Consider the following 17,929-nt stretch of genomic DNA (forward strand, 5'->3'; position numbering starts at 1 on the left):
GACGCAAACGCCGTTAATCCCGAAGCAAATGATGACCTTTCCCTCTCGACGACGCAGCAACAGGCAGGTCTCGTCAATGAAACATTGACCACAGTTTGGGATATCTCTTTCGCAGAGATTCTTGATCTTCATCGAATGGTTCGCCGATTGGGTTAGGGTCGCCCGGTCCGTCAGTCGTGTTGGGAAAGTCATCAAGCTCGGATTCCTCTTTCCCAAGTGACTCTGCCCAGGCAAACATGGCGGGGTTGAGAAACGACAATCCGCTGGACCGAACTTTCTTTGCCGGCGGGTCAATCGCCGACGCGAGCGACTCCGGATTGTTCAGGGCCTTCGCGTAGATGCTCTGTCCCTGAGCAACCAGCCAGTGACGGAAGTCAAGAAATCCGTCATCTGAACATCCGTCGCAGATCACGAAGGCAGCTCCCCACAGATCCCATCTGTATGCTCGACAAACGAAGTGCTGAAACCAGTGGTCGAATTCGACAATCTGCTCCGCAGAAAGGCGAACGAGCGCTTTCCGCAGCGATAATTCCTGCCGTTGTACTTGCCCCTTTGCCACATCATGGCTGGCCTGGATCAATGACCAAAATTGTTCTTCTGTCATCGAGGTGTGTTCCGAAAAGCTGCTGCCTCAAATGTGGCTTCGTCGACATGGTTGATCAGTCTCGGTATCATACCAAAGCCTGTGGCGATTGAGGTGCATGATGTCACACGTTCGATATACAAACATCGTCGGCAAGGTGATCGACCATCCCGACGAAACGCAGATGCGACATGACTTGTCGGAGGTCCCGTGGCGGCAATGGTATCGCTGTCTGCAGGGAGCCGCGATGCTGGAAGTTGTATCTGATGAGAACGATCCGCATTCAGTCCGCCCGGGAAAAACGTCGCCACAACCTGTCCTCATTGTTGCTCAGCCAAATGCCGACGAATTCCTGTTGTCATGGCTGGAAGACAGACGCGAATGGGTTCCGTGGAATGGCGGAACATGTGAAGCGTTTTCCACTTACTTTTCAGGAGGCAATGAACATCGAATCCCCGACGACTGTCTGGTTGATTCGGAGACGGCACTCAGGGTAATGTTGCACTTCGTAACACAGCAGACTCGCGACAATTCTGTTACCTGGACACGGCTCGATGAACTTCCGGTCGAAGCGGATTTCTGGGAACCGATGTAGATTCTGATCGCAAAACATGCGTGCAATGTGCGTTCATCTTTTTGTCGCTGGATTCGTAAGAATTCGGGCACTGCGGTGGCGCTTCCAGTAGTCTCACGACCTCTGCTACGAACTCATTTTCCCTAAAAGGCAGCTCCACGGCGGGAAGCCCTGGACTTGTCAGGACGCACGGTTCGCATGACGAATTACCTCCGTCGATATCTCAACGGTGAATGGCAGGCTGTTTGGCGAGAGCTGATATGCGCCGGGCCGGTCGCACTTCAACCCCCACCGATTGGCGTTAACAGCCTGTTGCTGCGACTCTACTGCAGGCCGTTCACAAGGGTCTTGGTATGACCAATTGACGAATGAGAACGGTTCGCTTCGTTGTTCTCACTGCTACCTGTCATAGGAATGATGGATCTGCAGCTTCGTTTCGGGCAAAAACATGGAACCCGCAGGTCGGGCATTTCCAGCCTCCGGAGTCAAGCGCACGCACCCTGACGTGCGATGGCCGGGACCGGATTCCTGAATCGTTGTGATTGGTGAACGTTACCCGCAAGCATTCATCTCCGGTGATTGAATGGATTTACGGTTGAGAATGGCCGTGAAGGTTCGCAGTAAGTCTGCATGGCAGCGACAGAGACGAACTCCTTTTCAGGATAACGCAAAGCAGTGAGCCTGCCGCCGAAGACGCAGCCCGTGTCGATGTTGACCGTCCGGTTGAGCCACTCGGGTTCGGGAACAGGAGTATGGCCGTAGACAACCATTGCCGATCCACGGTATTCCGCAGCCCAGTTGAGCCGAATTGGCATTCCGAACTCGTCGGTCTCTCCCGTGGTGTCTCCATAAAGGGCGAACCCCCGGACCTTGCCCGAACTTCGGCCCTGATACGCTTCCTTCATTCCAGCATGAGCGACAACCAGCTTGCCATCGTCGAGGACGTAGTGGCTCACGAGGCCGTCGAGAAACTCGGCCAAGTCTTTGCAGAAGGGTTCACGAATGTCGTCGGGAAGGGCTTCGATCTCGCTCCATGACTCGGCCAGACCGTGCGTCATCTGCGGATTCTTTCCACGCAGCTTTCGCAGCAATTTCATGTCGTGATTACCGGGGACGCAAATCCCTGTTCCATGTTCCACCATCTTGCGGACAATTCGCAACGTATCGAGAACTCTTGGACCTCGATCCACCAAATCACCAACGAACACCGCCTTGCGGCCTTCCGGGTGCCTGAATGTAGTGGACGAGGCCACGAGTCCGCCAGTTCCCATCGACAACCGTAAATCGCAGGGACTCGTCGCCTCGTCCACTACAGGTCGATAGCCAAGCTCGTGCAACAAGCCTTCAAGCTCGTCACAACAACCGTGAATGTCGCCGATGATGTCAAACGGACCATGCTCGTCCCGTCTGTCGTTCCAAAGCGGGACTCGTTCGATGTTCGCCGATGTGATCTCTTCGACGGAATCCATCACGAAGATGTGTCGGAATCCTTCTTGTTCCAGAGCCTTGATCGAGAATTGATTCTGTGACGATTGTTGTTGCACGACATGCGAGCCGAACTTGCGATCATGCTGATTCTGATTGCGTTCGTGACAAGCCTTTTCCGTGGGATTCAGAACGATAGCCACAGGCAGGCAGTGATACTGTTTCGCCAACCGTACCAACGGCCTGCGTGCTTCCGGCTGAACATTGGTGGCGTCAACGACCGTCAGGTGCCCCCGAGCGAGCCGTTTTGCCGCAACAAAGTGCAGCACTTCAAAGGCGTCGTTCGTCGCTGCCTGATCGTTCTCGCCGTCACTGACGAGTCCACGGCAATAATCCGACGACAGTACCTCAGTCGGCAGGAAGTGCCTGCGTGCAAATGTGCTCTTCCCCGACCCGCTTGGGCCGATGAGAACGACAAGTGAGAGTTTTGGGATTTTGATGTCAATTACGTCTTTTGCTCCCAGAGTTGTTGCCATCCGGGAAAGGCTGCGGCCCAGACTTCTGCCTGTTCTCTGGTCTTGATCCAGCATCGTCGATCATTCCTGATACGCTCGATGACCTTTGGGTGATAGATCATCTTGACTCGAAATGTTTCGACATACTTAACATGAACAACAGAGGTGATGAGTCTTCGTGCCCTGCGATGTAATCCTATGCAAATCAACCCATCACAGGTGCCAGTATAACAACCAGCAATGTACACCTTCGCCCCGCCTCGAAACTGGCGAGTACCGATCTTTATTTCTTTGCCACCGGGACCGAATGGACGCTCTCGCTTGATGTTTGCAACGATGCACCAAATACCGTCGTTGTTACGATCCGTTGTTTCCGTCATCGCAGTCACCTCAATCGAAGCCGAATTAACAGATCGTTCAATGCCGTTGCACCACTCGGCTGTTCTGGGAGGCGGCTCTGCTCAAAGGCTTCCTCAAGCTCAGTCCGCAATCGTTCGTATTCCCGTTCGTGAAATGCAAGGTCGGCCTGATCGAGCGTGCCTTTCTCCGTGCCGCTGATCTTTCGCTCAATCAACTCGGGCAAGTAGGGCAGCTTGAACGTCTCATTCAGATGGACCAGATTCGCTTCGATTTCGCCGGTTCGCATCAGGTGAATTCCCGTCAGCAGAACTCGGTAAACATACAGCAGCGGTTTGACCCGAGGCGGACCGGCACTGTCAGGGGGACACTCCTTCTGAAACAACTTCCACTGCGTTGAGGCGAATCCGAGGTAGTGGTGAGCGTGATGCTTTGTGAGGCAACTCGGGGCGATGGCCTTGATTTCTTCGTGTTCCGGGGTGGTATGGACGATGAGCGGTGAAAGCACCTGCTCCATCCACATAGCCATTTTTCCTGAGCAGTGATACTGGCCGAAGGATTTCCTGGCGTCGTGCGTGACGAGATCAATCTCCAGGCCATCGTGGATGCCCGACTTTGCAATTGTATCGGAGCCGGTTTCCAACCCAGTGATTTCCTCAAGCGGCAACAGATGCGCTCCCCGCAGGTCAGAATCCGAATCCGGCGACGGGAAAGCCGTACAGGTGGGCTCGATCGTGGCGAACAGCAGTGGGTACGGATGGTCGTCGATGTGCTTTTGTAGCCGTGGATCGAATGTCATGAGTGTTGTCCGGTATCGTGATTGACGGGCCTGAACTCGTGAATGACGAAATCGTGCCGACGATGTTGTCGGTTGAATTCCTCCAGTTCCTCTGCCGGAATCCAGTATTCACGAAGTCTCTTCCGCCGGCTTCGTGGATTTCATGTCGGTCGAGATAGTCCTGCAGAAAATCAGAGCGAAGGACATATCCGACGTGGTTGAGAGTTCGATCTTTGGTGTTCCAGTCACGAGCGATGAAAATGGCGTACTCTTCAGTGACCACTGGATAGAAAATTGGCTGCCATTCCAGCCCGGCGGAAATCGCTTCCAGCCCGACGCTTCGATCAAGTCGAGTTCAGCCTGACCAACAGGTCGAAATAGTGTTGCGATCTGTCTGGTCAGCGGGGAACACTCCCGAGCTCCGTGTTATCGAGCCTTGATGAGACAGGTGAAGCCTAAGTGGTCTGTGAGCCTGTGTGGTCTGTAGAGACCGTGTGAGTCTTGTGTGGGACTTTGCAGTTTGTTTAGTCTGTGGGGTTTGTGGAACGGGTGGCACAGACATTCCTGTCTGTGTCAGCCATCAATCCGGCCCGGAATAAAACGCCGGGTAATGATCGACATGCTTAACGAGTTCTGCCTTGACGGGGTTATCTGCCATGTAATTCAGTTTTTCTTCAAACTCCGGGCCTCGTCACGAACGATTCGGTCCCATGATTCATCCTGCCAGATTGTGCCAGTCCGCCTTTGCGATGCTGATTGATCAGACGAGCAGAGACGCCTTTGATCCCCTTCATGACCCGGGACAGGGAATGTCCGGTATGAGGCCGCAACAGTAAATGCATGGTCAGGCATGATATAGCTGCAGCCAGCAGGTAGAATTGTTTGTCGCCGGCCTTGATGTGATCCAGCACAATCATTCGTTCCTGCTCGGTCAATGTGCCAGCCGCCAGCCGAAAAGTGACAAAGTAGCAGCTGCCTTCCATTGTCCATTGAGGCAGGTTTCGCCGCCGTTTTTCCAGGACGGGTTCAGGGGATGACACAGACAGGAATGTCTGTGCTACTGGTACTTTATTGCTGCCAGTTGGTTGAGCAATCTCAGGTGGCTCAGACATTCTTGTCTGAGCTGCACTCCGCCTTGCCTTGATGAGAAAAGCATTCACCTTCTCGTAGTCAGGCCGTTCCGGCAGTCTCGTCTGTTCCAGGGCTCTTTCGAACTCAGCATGGAGAGCAAGTCGCCATTTCTCGGTTTCCTCCCACGGCACCTCGCCCTTCTTGATCGCCAGCAGTTGCTCACGATGTTCGTCCACTCGTACCGGAACAAAGCCCTCTCGAAGCACGGTGATGCCCGAGATGAGCAACCGAATCAGGTGCATGACGTGTTTCCACTTGACCTGCCCCTGATTGCGGATGTCAGACTGCATCTTTTTGAACTGCGATATGACGTAGCCGTTGTAGGTCTGGTACACGAGCCGAGAGAGAAACATTTCGCGCATGTTGAGCAACTCTTCAGCCAACGGTGTCGCTTTTTCGATCAACGGCGAGTAGAGACACTCCAGCACGTTTGGGTTCGCCTTGAGTGCCAGGACGAGAAACTTCTGAAGCTCCCAGTACGACTCCTGAGTCTCATGGCATTCCAGTTGTTCAGGGACACCGTACAGCGACCAATGTAGTTCGGCTGGCGGGAGGTAACAGCCACGACGGTCGATGTCTGACTCGCTGTCGGCCAATCCGTATGCCTGTGAACCAATCACACACTGAAAGATCACGTTTTCAAAGAGATCGTGGCGACGAAGAATGACGCCGCTTTCTCCAATGTCTCCTTCTTTGAACTTGGCGAGGGTCGTGAGATCACCGGACTTCAAAGCTTCTTCGACTCCATCCGGAAAACGAACTCGATAGGAATGTTCGAGATCAGACGGTGATTTCACAACGACGCCGACTGCGCCTCGAGGATGCAGCGTGCGACCATTCTGGCCGAAAACATCCTTCAGCGTTACGACCTGCGTGCCAACTGCGAAAATCAGGTTGGGATGATGACGTACTCGTTTAGTCATTGACTCGCGTCCTTCGAAGTCGAGAAACTCCCACTCAAATGCGTTCCCAAAAATTCTGAGGTATGGTACGCCAAACCGGACTCGGGTGATCTCATCAGGCGAGATCGTAACTGGGCCTTTCTCCCATCGGCTGAGGACATCAGGATGCTCGAATTCTGAGTTAGCGTTAAGCTAAATGGCTGCAGGAACGGCTAGTAGCTCTCCCTGCCAAATCGTCACGGCTTGTCCACCGAGAACGACACGATCACCGGAGGTACGCACCTGAACCACGCCTCCACGGGCGGAGGCCTGAAAAGCCATCATTTCTGTCTTCCCCAGTACCTGAGCCCAGTACGGTGCCAGACAGCAATGGGCCGAGCCAGTGACGGGGTCTTCGTCGATTCCGACGGCGGGAGCAAAGAAGCGAGATATGAAATCGAAAGAAGGATCATTGGATCGGCTCGTGACAATAACGCCCCGAGTCGGAATGTCCTTCAGTTTGCGGAAGTCCGGCGACATGGTTCGCAAGACTTCGGCATCTTCGACAACAATCAGATGGTCGAACTGCGTCTTGCCGACGTATGTGGCCGAGACGCCCAGCGCTGACTACAGATCATCCGGCGATTCGATCTGCTGAGCTGGAGTCGCCGGAAAGTCCATCTCAATTCCAACATCGCTCCGCAGGCAGGTAAGGATTCCACTTCGGGTGTGAAACTGAAGTGGGGCATTTTCAGGATGAATCCCGGCTGTCCAAAGTGCATGGGCGGTGGCGAGCGTGGCATGACCGCACAGCGATACTTCGACCTGCGGTGTGAACCAACGAAGGCCATAGCCGTCGCCGCTCCGTCGCACGAATGCAGTTTCCGATAGATTCATCTCGGAGGCAACGGCCTGCATCCAGTCGTCCGGTACTTCCTGCCCCAGCCAACACACCGCTGCGGAATTGCCGCCGAATGGATGATCTGTAAAAGCGTCGACCTGCCAGCATTTGATCGAAGACATTCTGATGGTGCTCCCGTTGAAGATGTCTTTCAGGGTACTCTATGCCATGAAGCTGCGACACCAGAACAGGAAAATGGTTCATCGAGGGCCTGCCACGCTTACCCCATTCGCACAGAGGAGTGCTTGACGTGACTTCCGCCGACCAGAGCGATCGCCTGCATCAGCAGCGCGTGCGGGTCAATCACCTCTTTCCGGCGGCGGTGCGACCACTGACAGATAGCCCACTGTCCGACCCTTCGTCATTGGGCTGGGTCCGATTTGACGCACGCTCACACGACTGCTGTCCTCCCACGTCTCTATGACAACAACCGGCAGCTTCGATAAATTCGTAGGGCCGATGATTTGTGGTTCGGTATTCACTTGTCCGAACTTCAGTGACGCTGTCGAGCGCTGTCAGCACAGATTAAACGCGTCCTGCAGTAGCGGCCCGTCAGGTCCATTCAGCTGTGTTCGCTGATCGTCGGTCACTTGCCATAGCTCCAGTTGGCTGGCTGGAGATGAAGGCAGCGTGGCGGTGTTGTCGAGGAATCCCAGGAGATCAAACAGGCTCCCTTCTGCAATGTAAGTCAGCAGATCGGCCAGCGTCTGGCGTTGGTCCTGTGACAGTGAACGGTAGAACGACGTGAATTCACCCAGGTGTTCCGGGGGTTCCGGCACGGGAGGGTTCTGCAGGTACTGGAGCAAACTGTTGACTGTTTCTCCTGAACTGCGTTTCAGGTCGTTCACCAATTGTGTTGGGGTCATAATTCGTCTTCAGCTGGGATGTTGAGGCGGCGAGCTCGTCAGGTTGGATTCTCACTCGCTTTGATTTGCGGCAACGGGCGGATAGCTGTCCGTTGAAAAACCGGGAGGCACGCAGGACGACTGGAAACCATCATGTTTTAAGGTCTCCTGCTCGAGCCAGTCCCGTTTTTCAACCGGCGGTTATGGGAATGGCAGTCGGGTAGGTTGTCCATGGCGACTGAGTCCGTGCTTCAACGTAGACAGTTGCCGTGGGAATCACGTGTTTGACCGACGGACAGATGAGACATGATGAGTACCTGGCCATTTCAGCCACGAACGGGTTTGTGGAATTGGGTTTGTGGAACTGAGTTTGTGGAACTGAGTTTGTGGAACCATGTGAGTTCAGCGTGGACGATGACTGAACTCACCCCGGATCCGGCGATGTGTCAGTCGTGGCTCTTTGGTCTGTCGACATGCTGGTCAATCAGAATCGGGTTGCCGTCCGGGTCGGTGATTGTCAGGAATGCTGGTCCGGTCGTGGTTTCATCGGCAGCAACATCCAGTTCGATTCCCTGGTTCTTCAGTTGCTGCTGAATCTCCCGCACATCCATGAATTCCGGCAACGTTTTGCAGTCGCGATCCCAGCCGGGGTTGTACGTCAGCATATTCTTTTCAAACATGCCCTGATACAGCCCAATCGTACTGGTCGCATTTTGCATGACGACGTATTTTCGCTTCACGTCGCCGCCGCTTTGTTTGAACCCTAGTTTTTCGTAGAACGCCTTCGAAACATTCACATCTTTGACAACCAGGCTGACCGAGAAACTTCCGAATTGCATGTGGGAAGCCTTTGAAGAATCCTGGCCATCGCTGGAACGGGATTGGGGGACTTGCGGAACGAATGTTGCCAGAAATAAAGTGACTAAACCGGGAAGAATGAATCGCATTCATCGCCTTTCTGAAACTGCATGAAGTTGCTGAAATGAATCTCCGCCCCGAAGGGCCCTTGTTGCCAGCAGAGCCCTTGTTGCCAGCAGGACTGTTGTGAACGTTCGGCTGTTGCGACGTTGCCTGCACCAGCATCCCGGCTTTGTCGTGAATTTGCACGTGCAGACACAGTTCTCGTACTTTGGTTTCGGATCTTACGAACAGTCAGAAGTCACCACTTGACAGATCTTGCGATTGCCTATGAAAAAAACAGATCAAACAAAGGCAGGCTATATTGAACGGATCAATCGCGTTCTGGACGCCATCCATTCTGATCTGACGCAGCCCCTGCGGCTGCAGGATCTCGCAGTCCTTGCAGACTTGTCTCCTTTTCATTTCCATCGAGTTTTTCAGGCGATGATTGGCGAAACGCCTGCCGATTTTATTAAGCGACTTCGCCTGGAACGGTCGCTGTATCTGATGAGTTATGGCAAACAGAAGTCGCTGACATCAATTGCCCTGGATTGTGGTTTCTCGTGCTCATCGGATTTTACTCGCAGCTTTAAACAGCGTTATGGAGTGGCACCCAGCAAGTTTGACCTTCAGACATGGCAGTCGCAACATGGCGAACAGATCGTTATCGCGACTGACGCTTCGCCGTTCCGATTGCAACACCCTTTGCCGAAATCGAATCCGGATCAATTTCGGGTCTCGATTCGCGAATTGCCCGCCAGATGCGTTGCGTATATTCGAGTCGCAAATCCATACAACGGCGACGGAGTTGTGAGAGCCGCAGAGCGGCTTGTAAAGTGGGCCGAGGAACGCCAGCTGGCTGAAGGGCAATGGCTGGGATATCAGTTTGAGAACCCTAGGGTCACCGCTCTGGAAGCCTGTCATTATTATGTGGCTGTTGAAGTCGAACACCGATTTCAACCGACCGGAGAAATTGGACGGTATTGGTTTCCGGAAATGCTTGTTGCAGATGTCGCAATGAGAGGGGACATTGACCGCGAGATGCGACTGTTCCAGTGGCTGTATGGCCGTTGGCTGCCGCGAAGCAAATATGTACCCGCCGATCAGCCGTCTTTTGAGGCCTGGAATGGCAAGCCATTTGAACATGGACTGCAGCATTTTGAACTCAGCGTTCAGCTGCCGATTCGCTGATGAATGCGATTTCGCGAAGTGTGTTCACCGAGTTGCTGCATCGTGAATCCCTGGAAACGCGATGATTCCATCGTTTAGAACAAGAGCCCGGGCATTGCCCTCGGATCGAGTCCACAAAAGCTCCGTTAGGTAAACGCGATGCAGCAACTGCTGCTGCCGCAGATCCCCGGGGGTTTCGCCGCCAAAGCGCATGAGGTTGCACTGTCACTGTATAGAAATCTGATGACGGTCCAGTCCCGACATCGCATACCTTGTAAACACCGGCAAGGCCAACAATGGCAATGCATACGAAGCGTTTAGTTTTTCTTCTGCACAGTTGACCGGAAATGGGTGGACAGGCATTGGCCTGACACTGGACCTGATTGATTCCAGTCACGGCGGCTGGGGTTGGGTTGGAATGGACACGGTTACAATTAACGGTGGTCAGCTCACCGCGGCTGCCGTACCGGAACCTGCTACCGGCATAGCGATGCTCGTTGGCAGTTGTATGGTGCTGTTGTCGAAGTGTCGCCGCCGCGTTCAATCACAGTCGACTCCGCAAACGCTGCAGCTGTAGTCTGTTCAACACTTCTGGCACTTCCCCGAATGCCGGGTCGCGTCCGATGTTATACGAGGAATGCTGCAGTATCCGACAGGTTCTTGCGACATCGGCGAGAAGATCAGCGAGTGGCGTGTGCCGGACATTCGAACAGATGCAACGCCGCGAGCTTTCGCACGCACGTCAAGGCTAATGATGCAGACTGAATTCTGAAATCGCTGGCGTGAATTCAAGTTGTTGTTGGGATGGAGTAGCATTCGGGTTCGTTGTTGGTGAAAGACAGGATCAACGGAGTCAGGGTGACGCAGCGAAAGAGTGATTGATGTCGAGTGTGTTTGAAGACCATCGGCGATTGTTCGAGAACAATAGGTTTGTTTATCCCGTGGTCTCTCGCCGCAGCCAGGGCGTTTCCATTGGCATCAACCTGAATCCGGATAAGGTCTGCAACTTTGATTGCATTTACTGTCAGGTGAACCGCCGCGACGAGTCAGAGACGCGATTCGTTGATATGGAACAATTGCTGTCCGAACTGGATTCGGTCATCCGAATCGTGATGTCGGGTGAACTCTTTCAGCATCCCCGTTTCTCCGCGACCGGAGAATCATTTCGGCGTCTGAATGACATCGCGTTTTCCGGGGATGGTGAACCCACCACATTTCAAAACTTTGATCAGATCATCGAACGGACAGCGGAGTTGAAGTCGAGTGCCGGGCTGACGGACACAAAGCTGGTTCTGATATCTAATGCCTCGATGTTCCATCGCCCTCACGTTCAACGAGGGCTGGCTCTGATGGATATCAACCAGGGAGAAATCTGGGCGAAACTTGATGCGGGTACTGAGGATTACTACCGGATGATTGAGCGAACGAAGATTCCTTTTCGGCAGATTCTGGACAACCTGCTCGCTGCCGCTCTGGTCAGGCCCATTGTTATCCAAAGCCTATTCATGAGGGTCCATGGCGAAGGTCCGTCAGCAGAGGAGGTGCTGGCATACGCCAATCAACTTCTTGACATTCAACGTCAGGGAGGACGGATCAAGCTCATTCAGTTGTATACGATCGCTCGTGCTCCGGCAGAATCTTTTGTCACGCCGCTTGGTGCGGAGGAACTGAATGTGATGGCCTTAGCTGTCAGGGGTATTGTTGATTGTCCTGTCGCGGTCTTTTGATTCATTACTGATTAGAAGAACGTCAGCGGATTGTGTTTGGATGTCCGCAAGCCGGAGATGACGACTGATGGCAACTTCCATTGCGACGCGTACCGCTGTTGGGTTTGGCGTCATCATTGGACGACGCTGCATTTGTAAGGGAAGCGTCCGGGGAAATGCGACGCAGCATCGGCAGTCTGCGGCGTTGGGATGTTGTGTCAGCGAAAGGCTGATTTCAGGACGGCGATGCCAGCCATCGCTCAGGATTCAGCGGACGGTGGAACTCCCAGGGATTTGCCGCCATCAATAGCGATACAGGTGCCGGTGATCATCCGCGCGGACTGACTACAGAGAAAGGCGATGGATTCGGCAACTTCTTCCGGGCTGATCATGCGGTCCCAGGCTCTGGCCAGCGGGCTTGCTTCAATCAATGCGCGAATCACTGGCTGAGGATCCGTCTGTCCGACAAAGTTTTCTTCAATAATTCTGGTGCGTTCCACAGGTCCGGGACAAACAGCATTGATTCGAATTCGGTCTTTCGAATGACAGAGGGCAAGACTTTTCGTTAGCCCAACGAGTGCCATCTTGCTGATGGAATACACCGGGTCATGACTGCGAGGCAGTATTCCCGCGTTACTCGCGACGTTGACAATGCTTCCTCCGGTCGCCTGCATCTTCATTCTGCTGATGGCTGCTTTGCATCCAAAGAATGCTGCCTTGAGATTGGTATCGATCACCTGTTGCCAATCCTGCTCCGTCACTGTTTCGATTTGAGCGACAAGACCCACCCCGGCATTATTGATCAGATTGTCCAGCCGCCCAGTGGTTTGGCTTGCGGCGTCAATCAGCCGGTTGATGTCGGCAACGTTCCGCACGTCGCAGTGAACGACGTTAATTCCGGCCGCCTTCAATTCCAGTCTGACGGAATCGGAGAGTTCGATATCTGCTGCGAAGACATGGTGGCCGAGCCTGGCAAAATACAAAGCCGTCTCTTTGCCGATACCAAAGCCAGCGCCTGTGATGACGGTCGTTTGAAGGTCTTGTGTCATTGCGTCGGTGTACAGAGTTTTCGATATCAAAAGAACCTGACATCGCCGGTTCACGTTGCTGAGAATCACCGTCACCTGTCTGAACGGTATTCACGCGCACAATGAATGCGCAGGAAGAGTGTAGATTGTCTGGCGACGACGATTTTGGAAAGGCCGCTGCTTCAGAACTGCGATGTTACGCGGCTTTGCGACTTTTCTGTGGCGCGGCTTTCGTTTCTGCTTCTCCATCCGCGTTCTGAGGAGTTCGAAGACGAACAGGTTCCAGTGAAGCAGGCTGGTGCCGTGCGACCAGTGAAAGCACCGCGGGCAGTGGAATCAACGCGACATACAGGCAGGCTGCAATTCCGGTTGCCAGCAGAACACCGACGCTGAAGAGTCCCCGATGTGCCGATATCATCAGACTGCCGAACCCAACGATGGAGGTCATCGAAGTCAGCAGGATACCATTCACCGTGTCAGCTGACGGCGAATACTCAACGGATCCCCGCTGCAATTGCCGCCGGTAATCGTGGAGCAAATGAATGCCATTGTCTACACCAATGCCGAGAACGAGCGGCAGCACAATCAGGTTGACAGGATTCAGATCCCATCCGCAAAGGGCCATCACACCCAGCAGAATAGCTCCGCCAGCAATGGGTGGCAGCAGGGCAAACAGTGTATCACGAAGGTTTCGGGAATCGAGTACCGTGGCGATGAATCCCATGAGTCCGATGGCGATGCCAACAATCAGGTGCGGATTCACTTCGCCACTGCGCTTAAACATGGTGTAACCGACGAATGCAGCGACTGCAATCGGTGGAAGGATCGTCAGCAACTTCTGGCCGGGGCGAAGGAAATCGAAGAGCAGGAACAATGAGATCACGGCCAGAGAATAGACTCCCACCGTTGTGTAGCTGTGGTGCAGCCGGCTGGCGGATTCATAATTCTGGATGGGAACTCCGGAAATGTCGGGCGAGACGCTGCGGACTTCTCTTACGAATGCTTCCAGCGGTTCAGCATCCCAGATCGCACCTTTCGGGTAGACGCGAACCAGCCAGGACTGACTTTCTCTGCCCTCGACTCGTTCTGCCCTGAGAAATCGGGAAGTCAGTTCCGGTGGCAAGTCGCTGGGAATCACGGGATCCAGGGTCGTGGCCGTTGCAACCTGGCCAAGCTCAGCCAGTAGTGCTCCGGCGACCATGAACTGATACGAATTCAGCATGTCCGAGGCCTGGTCGCCGGGCATTTTTGAGAGCCCGTCAAGAAACTGATCCAGAGTCTCGGCCGTCGCACGTCCGGTCACATTTGGCGAATCACGAAGTACGAAGTAGAGGTTTTCAATTTCCCGACCGACAGCATTTAGCGCGGGACGCTGAATAACGGGCGTGGATCGTGGCATTGAGTAGATGCGATCTCGCAGCTGGCGAATCAACTGAACCTGAGCTGCGGAGGGATCCGGAGGCAGCAGGCTTGCCATCTCACTCACACGTCCGACGCTCGGAAGCTTCCGGAATTCATTTCGCAGGCGAAGTGCTTCCTCGTAACTCGGGGCGACAGCCACAGCATAAAGCAGTGACTCATTCGTCGATGCGTTCAATGCTGCCTGTGCCTGCACGGATTCGAGAGTGTTGTCCTGCAGGTTCATCAGATTGGAGTCATATTCGACGAGGCATTTCAAAGTGCCATCGTTGTATTTGAATGCTCGTGTTGCGAACGCGGCAATACAGACGACGCTTGTCGCAATGATGACAACCGGCCATGCCACGATCTTTCGGCGATAGAATTCAGTGGACCATGGAGCTGGAAGCTGTTCGATTTCTGTTGCCTGATCGGACAGTGCAACCAGGGCAGGCAAAAAGAGGAATGTTGCCGCGGCGCACAGCAGAATGCCCATGGCTGAGATTAAACCCAGTTCTGCCAGACCAGGAACGCCTGTCAACATTGCGCTTCCGAACGCCAGTGCTGTTGTCAGCGCGGACATCAGAATGCCGGTGCCGACGGTCTGAGCTGTCAGTCGCAGTGCATCAGGAGTTTCATAGAGTTCCAGTCGCAGGGCGACATAGCGGCTCAGGAAATGAATGGAAAAATCAATGCCCAGTCCAATCAGGATTACCGCAAACGAAACACTGAGAATATTCAGGTGGCCGATGGTCAGCGCCGCGGCTCCGAACGTCCAGCAGATCGAAACAATCAGGGTAAGAATTGCCAGCATGGGATGCCGCATACCTCGGAATCCGAAGAACATCAGCACACTGACAAATGCAAACGCAACAAGCGAAGCGTTGATCATGTCCGATGTGGTGCGCTGCATTTCGTCGTGTTCCAGAACCGGTATGCCGGTTAACGAAATGCTGACCTCATCCTTCATCTTTTCGAATTTTTTGCGAACATCCGCAATCAGTTCGCGAAGGCGATCAATGGATGGGCTGTTCTCATTGACTGCAGTGCTCTGAGCGATCGGGAATGCCTGAAGAAGTCCCACATTTCCGTCCGCATTGATCAGCCACGCGACATCAGCATCGCTCGCATTTTCTGTTGCGTCGATCGACAGCAGATCCGGCAATGGCGACTGGAACGTTTTCTGATCCGGCGTCTGTCCATTTGCGACCTGTTGCTGGAAACGCAGCAGACTCTGGGCGAAACGATCGGCAGACTGGTAAAGAGTTTCGGAAGCCGTCCCGTCTTTTTCGGCTCGCTGAATATTCGAACGAAGCTGCTGAACAAGACGATCTGTTCGAAGCAGATCCCATTGACCGTTGGAAACTACGGGAGCATACCGATCGACTCTTGCTGCGGTGCGTTGCAACTGCTGCTGCGAGAGGAATTGAAGTCCTTTTCGACGCAGGGCTCTTTGATCGATACGATAAAGCACGTTGGAAAACAGCGCGTCTTCACGCCGGAGTTTTTCTCCGAGGCTTTCTACCACTTCCTGAATTAGTTGCTGGTTCGCCTTTTTCGTTTTGACGACGACGATCAAATCAGACGTCGCCCCGAATGTGTCCGTATATTTGCGCCACGATTCGGCGAAATCCGCTGCCGGGTCGATCAGATCGGCACGACTGGTCTTGATGTTCAGCTGAGAAACCGTAACGCCTACCGCAGCGCAGGCGAGCGAAAGAATGCACCAGAGGGTAAACCTGGGGCGCGCAGACACCGCAACGACCAGCCACCCGAGAAAACGAGCGACCAGCGACAGGCGTTGTGCATTCTCGTCTGTTGCCGCCATGACCATCCCTGGCCAGTGAAAATTGCTCCGGAGCCCACGTTGTAACTCAGGAGCCGAAAGGAACTCAAGACAGGTGCCGTCCGTCTTTCGACCAGACAGCGCACCACCGCGCACGGAGATCTTCGTCCCCGTAACGACTGGGCGTAATCGGAGGATCGACAAAACCGTGACATCTGCTCCAGGGGATTTTCTCGTGCGAAGCGAAACCGGCAAGAATGTTCGGCGGTCCTGATCACCAACGTCCCATCTCTCCAGAATGGGTTGGGATTGGGCAGTTTGGCGTGTTTGGGTTAGCTTCGATCGGTGCTTCAAACAACCCGTATTCGATGCGTTTGAGGGGCTGAATTGCGGGAATCCGCAGAATGAAGCCCAAGTTCCTGACGATCCCACGGTGCTGGAACTGCCAAAATCGCGTCAGCAACGGTAGAGTTTACAGATCTCTCCTGCTGTAGTTCAGGCCCCGTATCGAACGCTGTCAGCGGCTGGCTTGTTGTTACGGCTTATCACTACGAAAATAGGGTCCAACCATGAATCTCAAGCAATTCCTCCAACTTACACTCACGACTGCCGCGGCTTCCGCGCTGTTGGCTGCTGGACTGATGGCTGATGAATCAGCATCGGTCCTGACGATTGGCTCCCCTGCCCCTTCGCTGGATGTTGAACACTGGGTCAGCGACGGTCACGGAAAATTCAAACCCGTGACGAAATTTGAGCCGGGTAAAGTCTATGTCGTCGAATTCTGGGCGACCTGGTGTGGTCCCTGTATCGCAAGTATGCCGCATTTGGCCGAGACTCAGACGAAGTACGCAGATAAAGGCGTGCAGATTGTCAGTATCAGCGACGAAGATCTGGAAACTGTTGAAGGGTTTCTGAAACGTCCGGTGCGGGGTGGTGGGCCATCAGCAGACGATCCGGAAAAAAAACAGACATATGCTGAGCTGACCAGTGCTTATTGTTTGACAACGGATCCGGATGGTTCTGTTCAGAAGGACTACATGGAAGCTGCCGGACAAAATGGAATTCCGACCTGCTTTATTGTCGGCAAAGATGCAAGAGTCGAATGGATTGGGCATCCAATGGCAATGGATGAACCGCTCGAGGCAATCCTGACCGGGTCGTGGAATCGGGAGGAATTCCTGGCGGAATTCAAGAAGGAGCAGGAACGTGGCATGCTGATGTCAAAGCTTTCCGGCTTCATGCGAAAGGGTGATACCAAAGGTGCGTTGGCACTTCTGGCCAGGGCGAAAGAGTCCGCTGAAGGAGATGGAGCATACCTCGCACAGATTGGCCAGCTGGAGTTTCAGGTCAAAGCGTCGACGGCTCTGCAGAAGATTCAAAAAGGAGATGTGGCGGAAGGGCTGAAAGAACTGGATGAAGTGGATGCGACCGCCACTGAAAGTCAGAAAAGTCAGCTGAGGATGGTTCGGTTTCAGGTGCTTGTAAGTGTCAAGGAATATGATGCCGCAACGAAAGCTCTTTCGGATGTGGTTGGGTCAGGTGACGCGACACCTCAATTGATCAACCAGTTGACATGGCAGGTCTATGAGGCGGCAGCTGCAGATGAAGGGTTTTCTCAATCGCTGCTGCAAGCCTCAGCGTCCGCGGCCGAAGCTGCTGTAAAGCAGGAGCCCACGAATCCAATGATTCTGGACACACTTGCCCATCTTCAGCATCGCCTGGGTCACCTCGATGACGCCATTGCGACACAGCTGAAGGCGATAGAGAATGTTGACAATGCTCCGGATGCTGCCGCAGGTGAAATGAAGGAATTTCTCGCGAAACTGAAGGCAGAGAAAACGAAGACAGCCGAGTAAATCTCCTCGGATTCGGTCATCGCAGATCAGTTTTGGGCTGGCAGACTTCGTTCTGTCGGCCCATTTTTTTGCGATCCGGTTGACGTTACTTTGCG

General features: G+C 53.8%; 14 protein-coding genes and 1 pseudogene. 5 read left to right on the forward strand and 10 right to left on the reverse strand.

Translation table 11 applies throughout. The features are described 5' to 3' along the window. Positions 1-73: 73 nt before the first annotated feature. The gene (locus R3C20_20880) at positions 74-604 is read right to left on the reverse strand and encodes a DUF4240 domain-containing protein (protein ID MEZ6042965.1); all 531 of its coding nucleotides are present in this window, start codon (positions 602-604) and stop codon (positions 74-76) included. 100 nt (positions 605-704) lie between these two features. Between R3C20_20880 and R3C20_20885 the strand changes: the two genes are divergently transcribed. Next, positions 705-1,178 (forward strand): Imm1 family immunity protein, encoded by a 474-nt coding sequence (locus R3C20_20885; protein MEZ6042966.1) that lies wholly within the window; start codon positions 705-707, stop codon positions 1,176-1,178. Positions 1,179-1,723: 545 nt separating this feature from the next. On the opposite strand, the gene R3C20_20890 is transcribed toward R3C20_20885, so the two are convergent. The 7 genes and pseudogenes from R3C20_20890 to R3C20_20920 all read right to left on the reverse strand — a co-directional run bounded on the left by R3C20_20890 (position 1,724) and on the right by R3C20_20920 (position 8,937). Continuing rightward, positions 1,724-3,118 carry an AAA family ATPase gene (locus R3C20_20890; GenBank protein MEZ6042967.1) on the reverse strand — a complete coding sequence of 465 codons (1,395 nt, stop codon included), beginning with the start codon at positions 3,116-3,118 and terminating at the stop codon, positions 1,724-1,726. Continuing rightward, the gene (locus R3C20_20895) at positions 3,088-3,477 is read right to left on the reverse strand and encodes a hypothetical protein (protein ID MEZ6042968.1); all 390 of its coding nucleotides are present in this window, start codon (positions 3,475-3,477) and stop codon (positions 3,088-3,090) included. The genes R3C20_20890 and R3C20_20895 overlap by 31 nt, the downstream gene beginning before the upstream one ends. Positions 3,478-3,482: 5 nt before the next feature. Next, a complete protein-coding gene (locus R3C20_20900; protein ID MEZ6042969.1) occupies positions 3,483-4,253 on the reverse strand; it encodes a nucleotidyltransferase domain-containing protein in 771 nt (256 codons plus the stop codon). 653 nt (positions 4,254-4,906) lie between these two features. After that, positions 4,907-6,286 (reverse strand): nucleotidyltransferase domain-containing protein, encoded by a 1,380-nt coding sequence (locus R3C20_20905; GenBank protein MEZ6042970.1) that lies wholly within the window; start codon positions 6,284-6,286, stop codon positions 4,907-4,909. Between the two features lie 171 nt (positions 6,287-6,457). After that, positions 6,458-7,267: pseudogene (locus R3C20_20910) on the reverse strand (PhzF family phenazine biosynthesis protein). A 393-nt stretch (positions 7,268-7,660) separates the two neighbouring features. After that, a complete protein-coding gene (locus tag R3C20_20915) occupies positions 7,661-8,011 on the reverse strand; it encodes a hypothetical protein (protein MEZ6042971.1) in 351 nt (116 codons plus the stop codon). Positions 8,012-8,436: 425 nt separating this feature from the next. Next, the gene (locus R3C20_20920; protein ID MEZ6042972.1) at positions 8,437-8,937 is read right to left on the reverse strand and encodes a VOC family protein; all 501 of its coding nucleotides are present in this window, start codon (positions 8,935-8,937) and stop codon (positions 8,437-8,439) included. Positions 8,938-9,178: 241 nt separating this feature from the next. On the opposite strand from R3C20_20920, the gene R3C20_20925 reads away from it, so the two are divergent. The 3 genes from R3C20_20925 to R3C20_20935 all read left to right on the forward strand — a co-directional run bounded on the left by R3C20_20925 (position 9,179) and on the right by R3C20_20935 (position 11,787). Continuing rightward, positions 9,179-10,081, forward strand: coding sequence for an AraC family transcriptional regulator (locus R3C20_20925; GenBank protein ID MEZ6042973.1), 903 nt, complete (start codon positions 9,179-9,181; stop codon positions 10,079-10,081). 397 nt (positions 10,082-10,478) lie between these two features. Beyond that, positions 10,479-10,637: a PEP-CTERM sorting domain-containing protein gene (locus tag R3C20_20930; GenBank protein ID MEZ6042974.1), complete on the forward strand. Its 159-nt coding sequence runs from the start codon at positions 10,479-10,481 to the stop codon at positions 10,635-10,637. Between the two features lie 304 nt (positions 10,638-10,941). Continuing rightward, positions 10,942-11,787 carry a radical SAM protein gene (locus tag R3C20_20935; GenBank protein MEZ6042975.1) on the forward strand — a complete coding sequence of 282 codons (846 nt, stop codon included), beginning with the start codon at positions 10,942-10,944 and terminating at the stop codon, positions 11,785-11,787. A gap of 239 nt (positions 11,788-12,026) precedes the next feature. Here R3C20_20935 and R3C20_20940 read toward each other — a convergent pair whose 3' ends face one another. After that, positions 12,027-12,815, reverse strand: coding sequence for an SDR family oxidoreductase (locus R3C20_20940; GenBank protein MEZ6042976.1), 789 nt, complete (start codon positions 12,813-12,815; stop codon positions 12,027-12,029). A 175-nt stretch (positions 12,816-12,990) separates the two neighbouring features. After that, complete coding sequence (locus R3C20_20945; GenBank protein MEZ6042977.1) at positions 12,991-16,134, reverse strand: MMPL family transporter; 3,144 nt, start codon at positions 16,132-16,134, stop codon at positions 12,991-12,993. A gap of 413 nt (positions 16,135-16,547) precedes the next feature. Here R3C20_20945 and R3C20_20950 point away from each other — a divergent pair, with 413 nt between their 5' ends. Further along, positions 16,548-17,834, forward strand: coding sequence for a redoxin family protein (locus tag R3C20_20950; GenBank protein ID MEZ6042978.1), 1,287 nt, complete (start codon positions 16,548-16,550; stop codon positions 17,832-17,834). The last annotated feature ends 95 nt before the right edge of the window (positions 17,835-17,929 follow it).

This window comes from Planctomycetaceae bacterium, from assembly GCA_041398825.1.
Classification (GTDB): Bacteria; Planctomycetota; Planctomycetia; order Planctomycetales; family Planctomycetaceae; genus F1-80-MAGs062.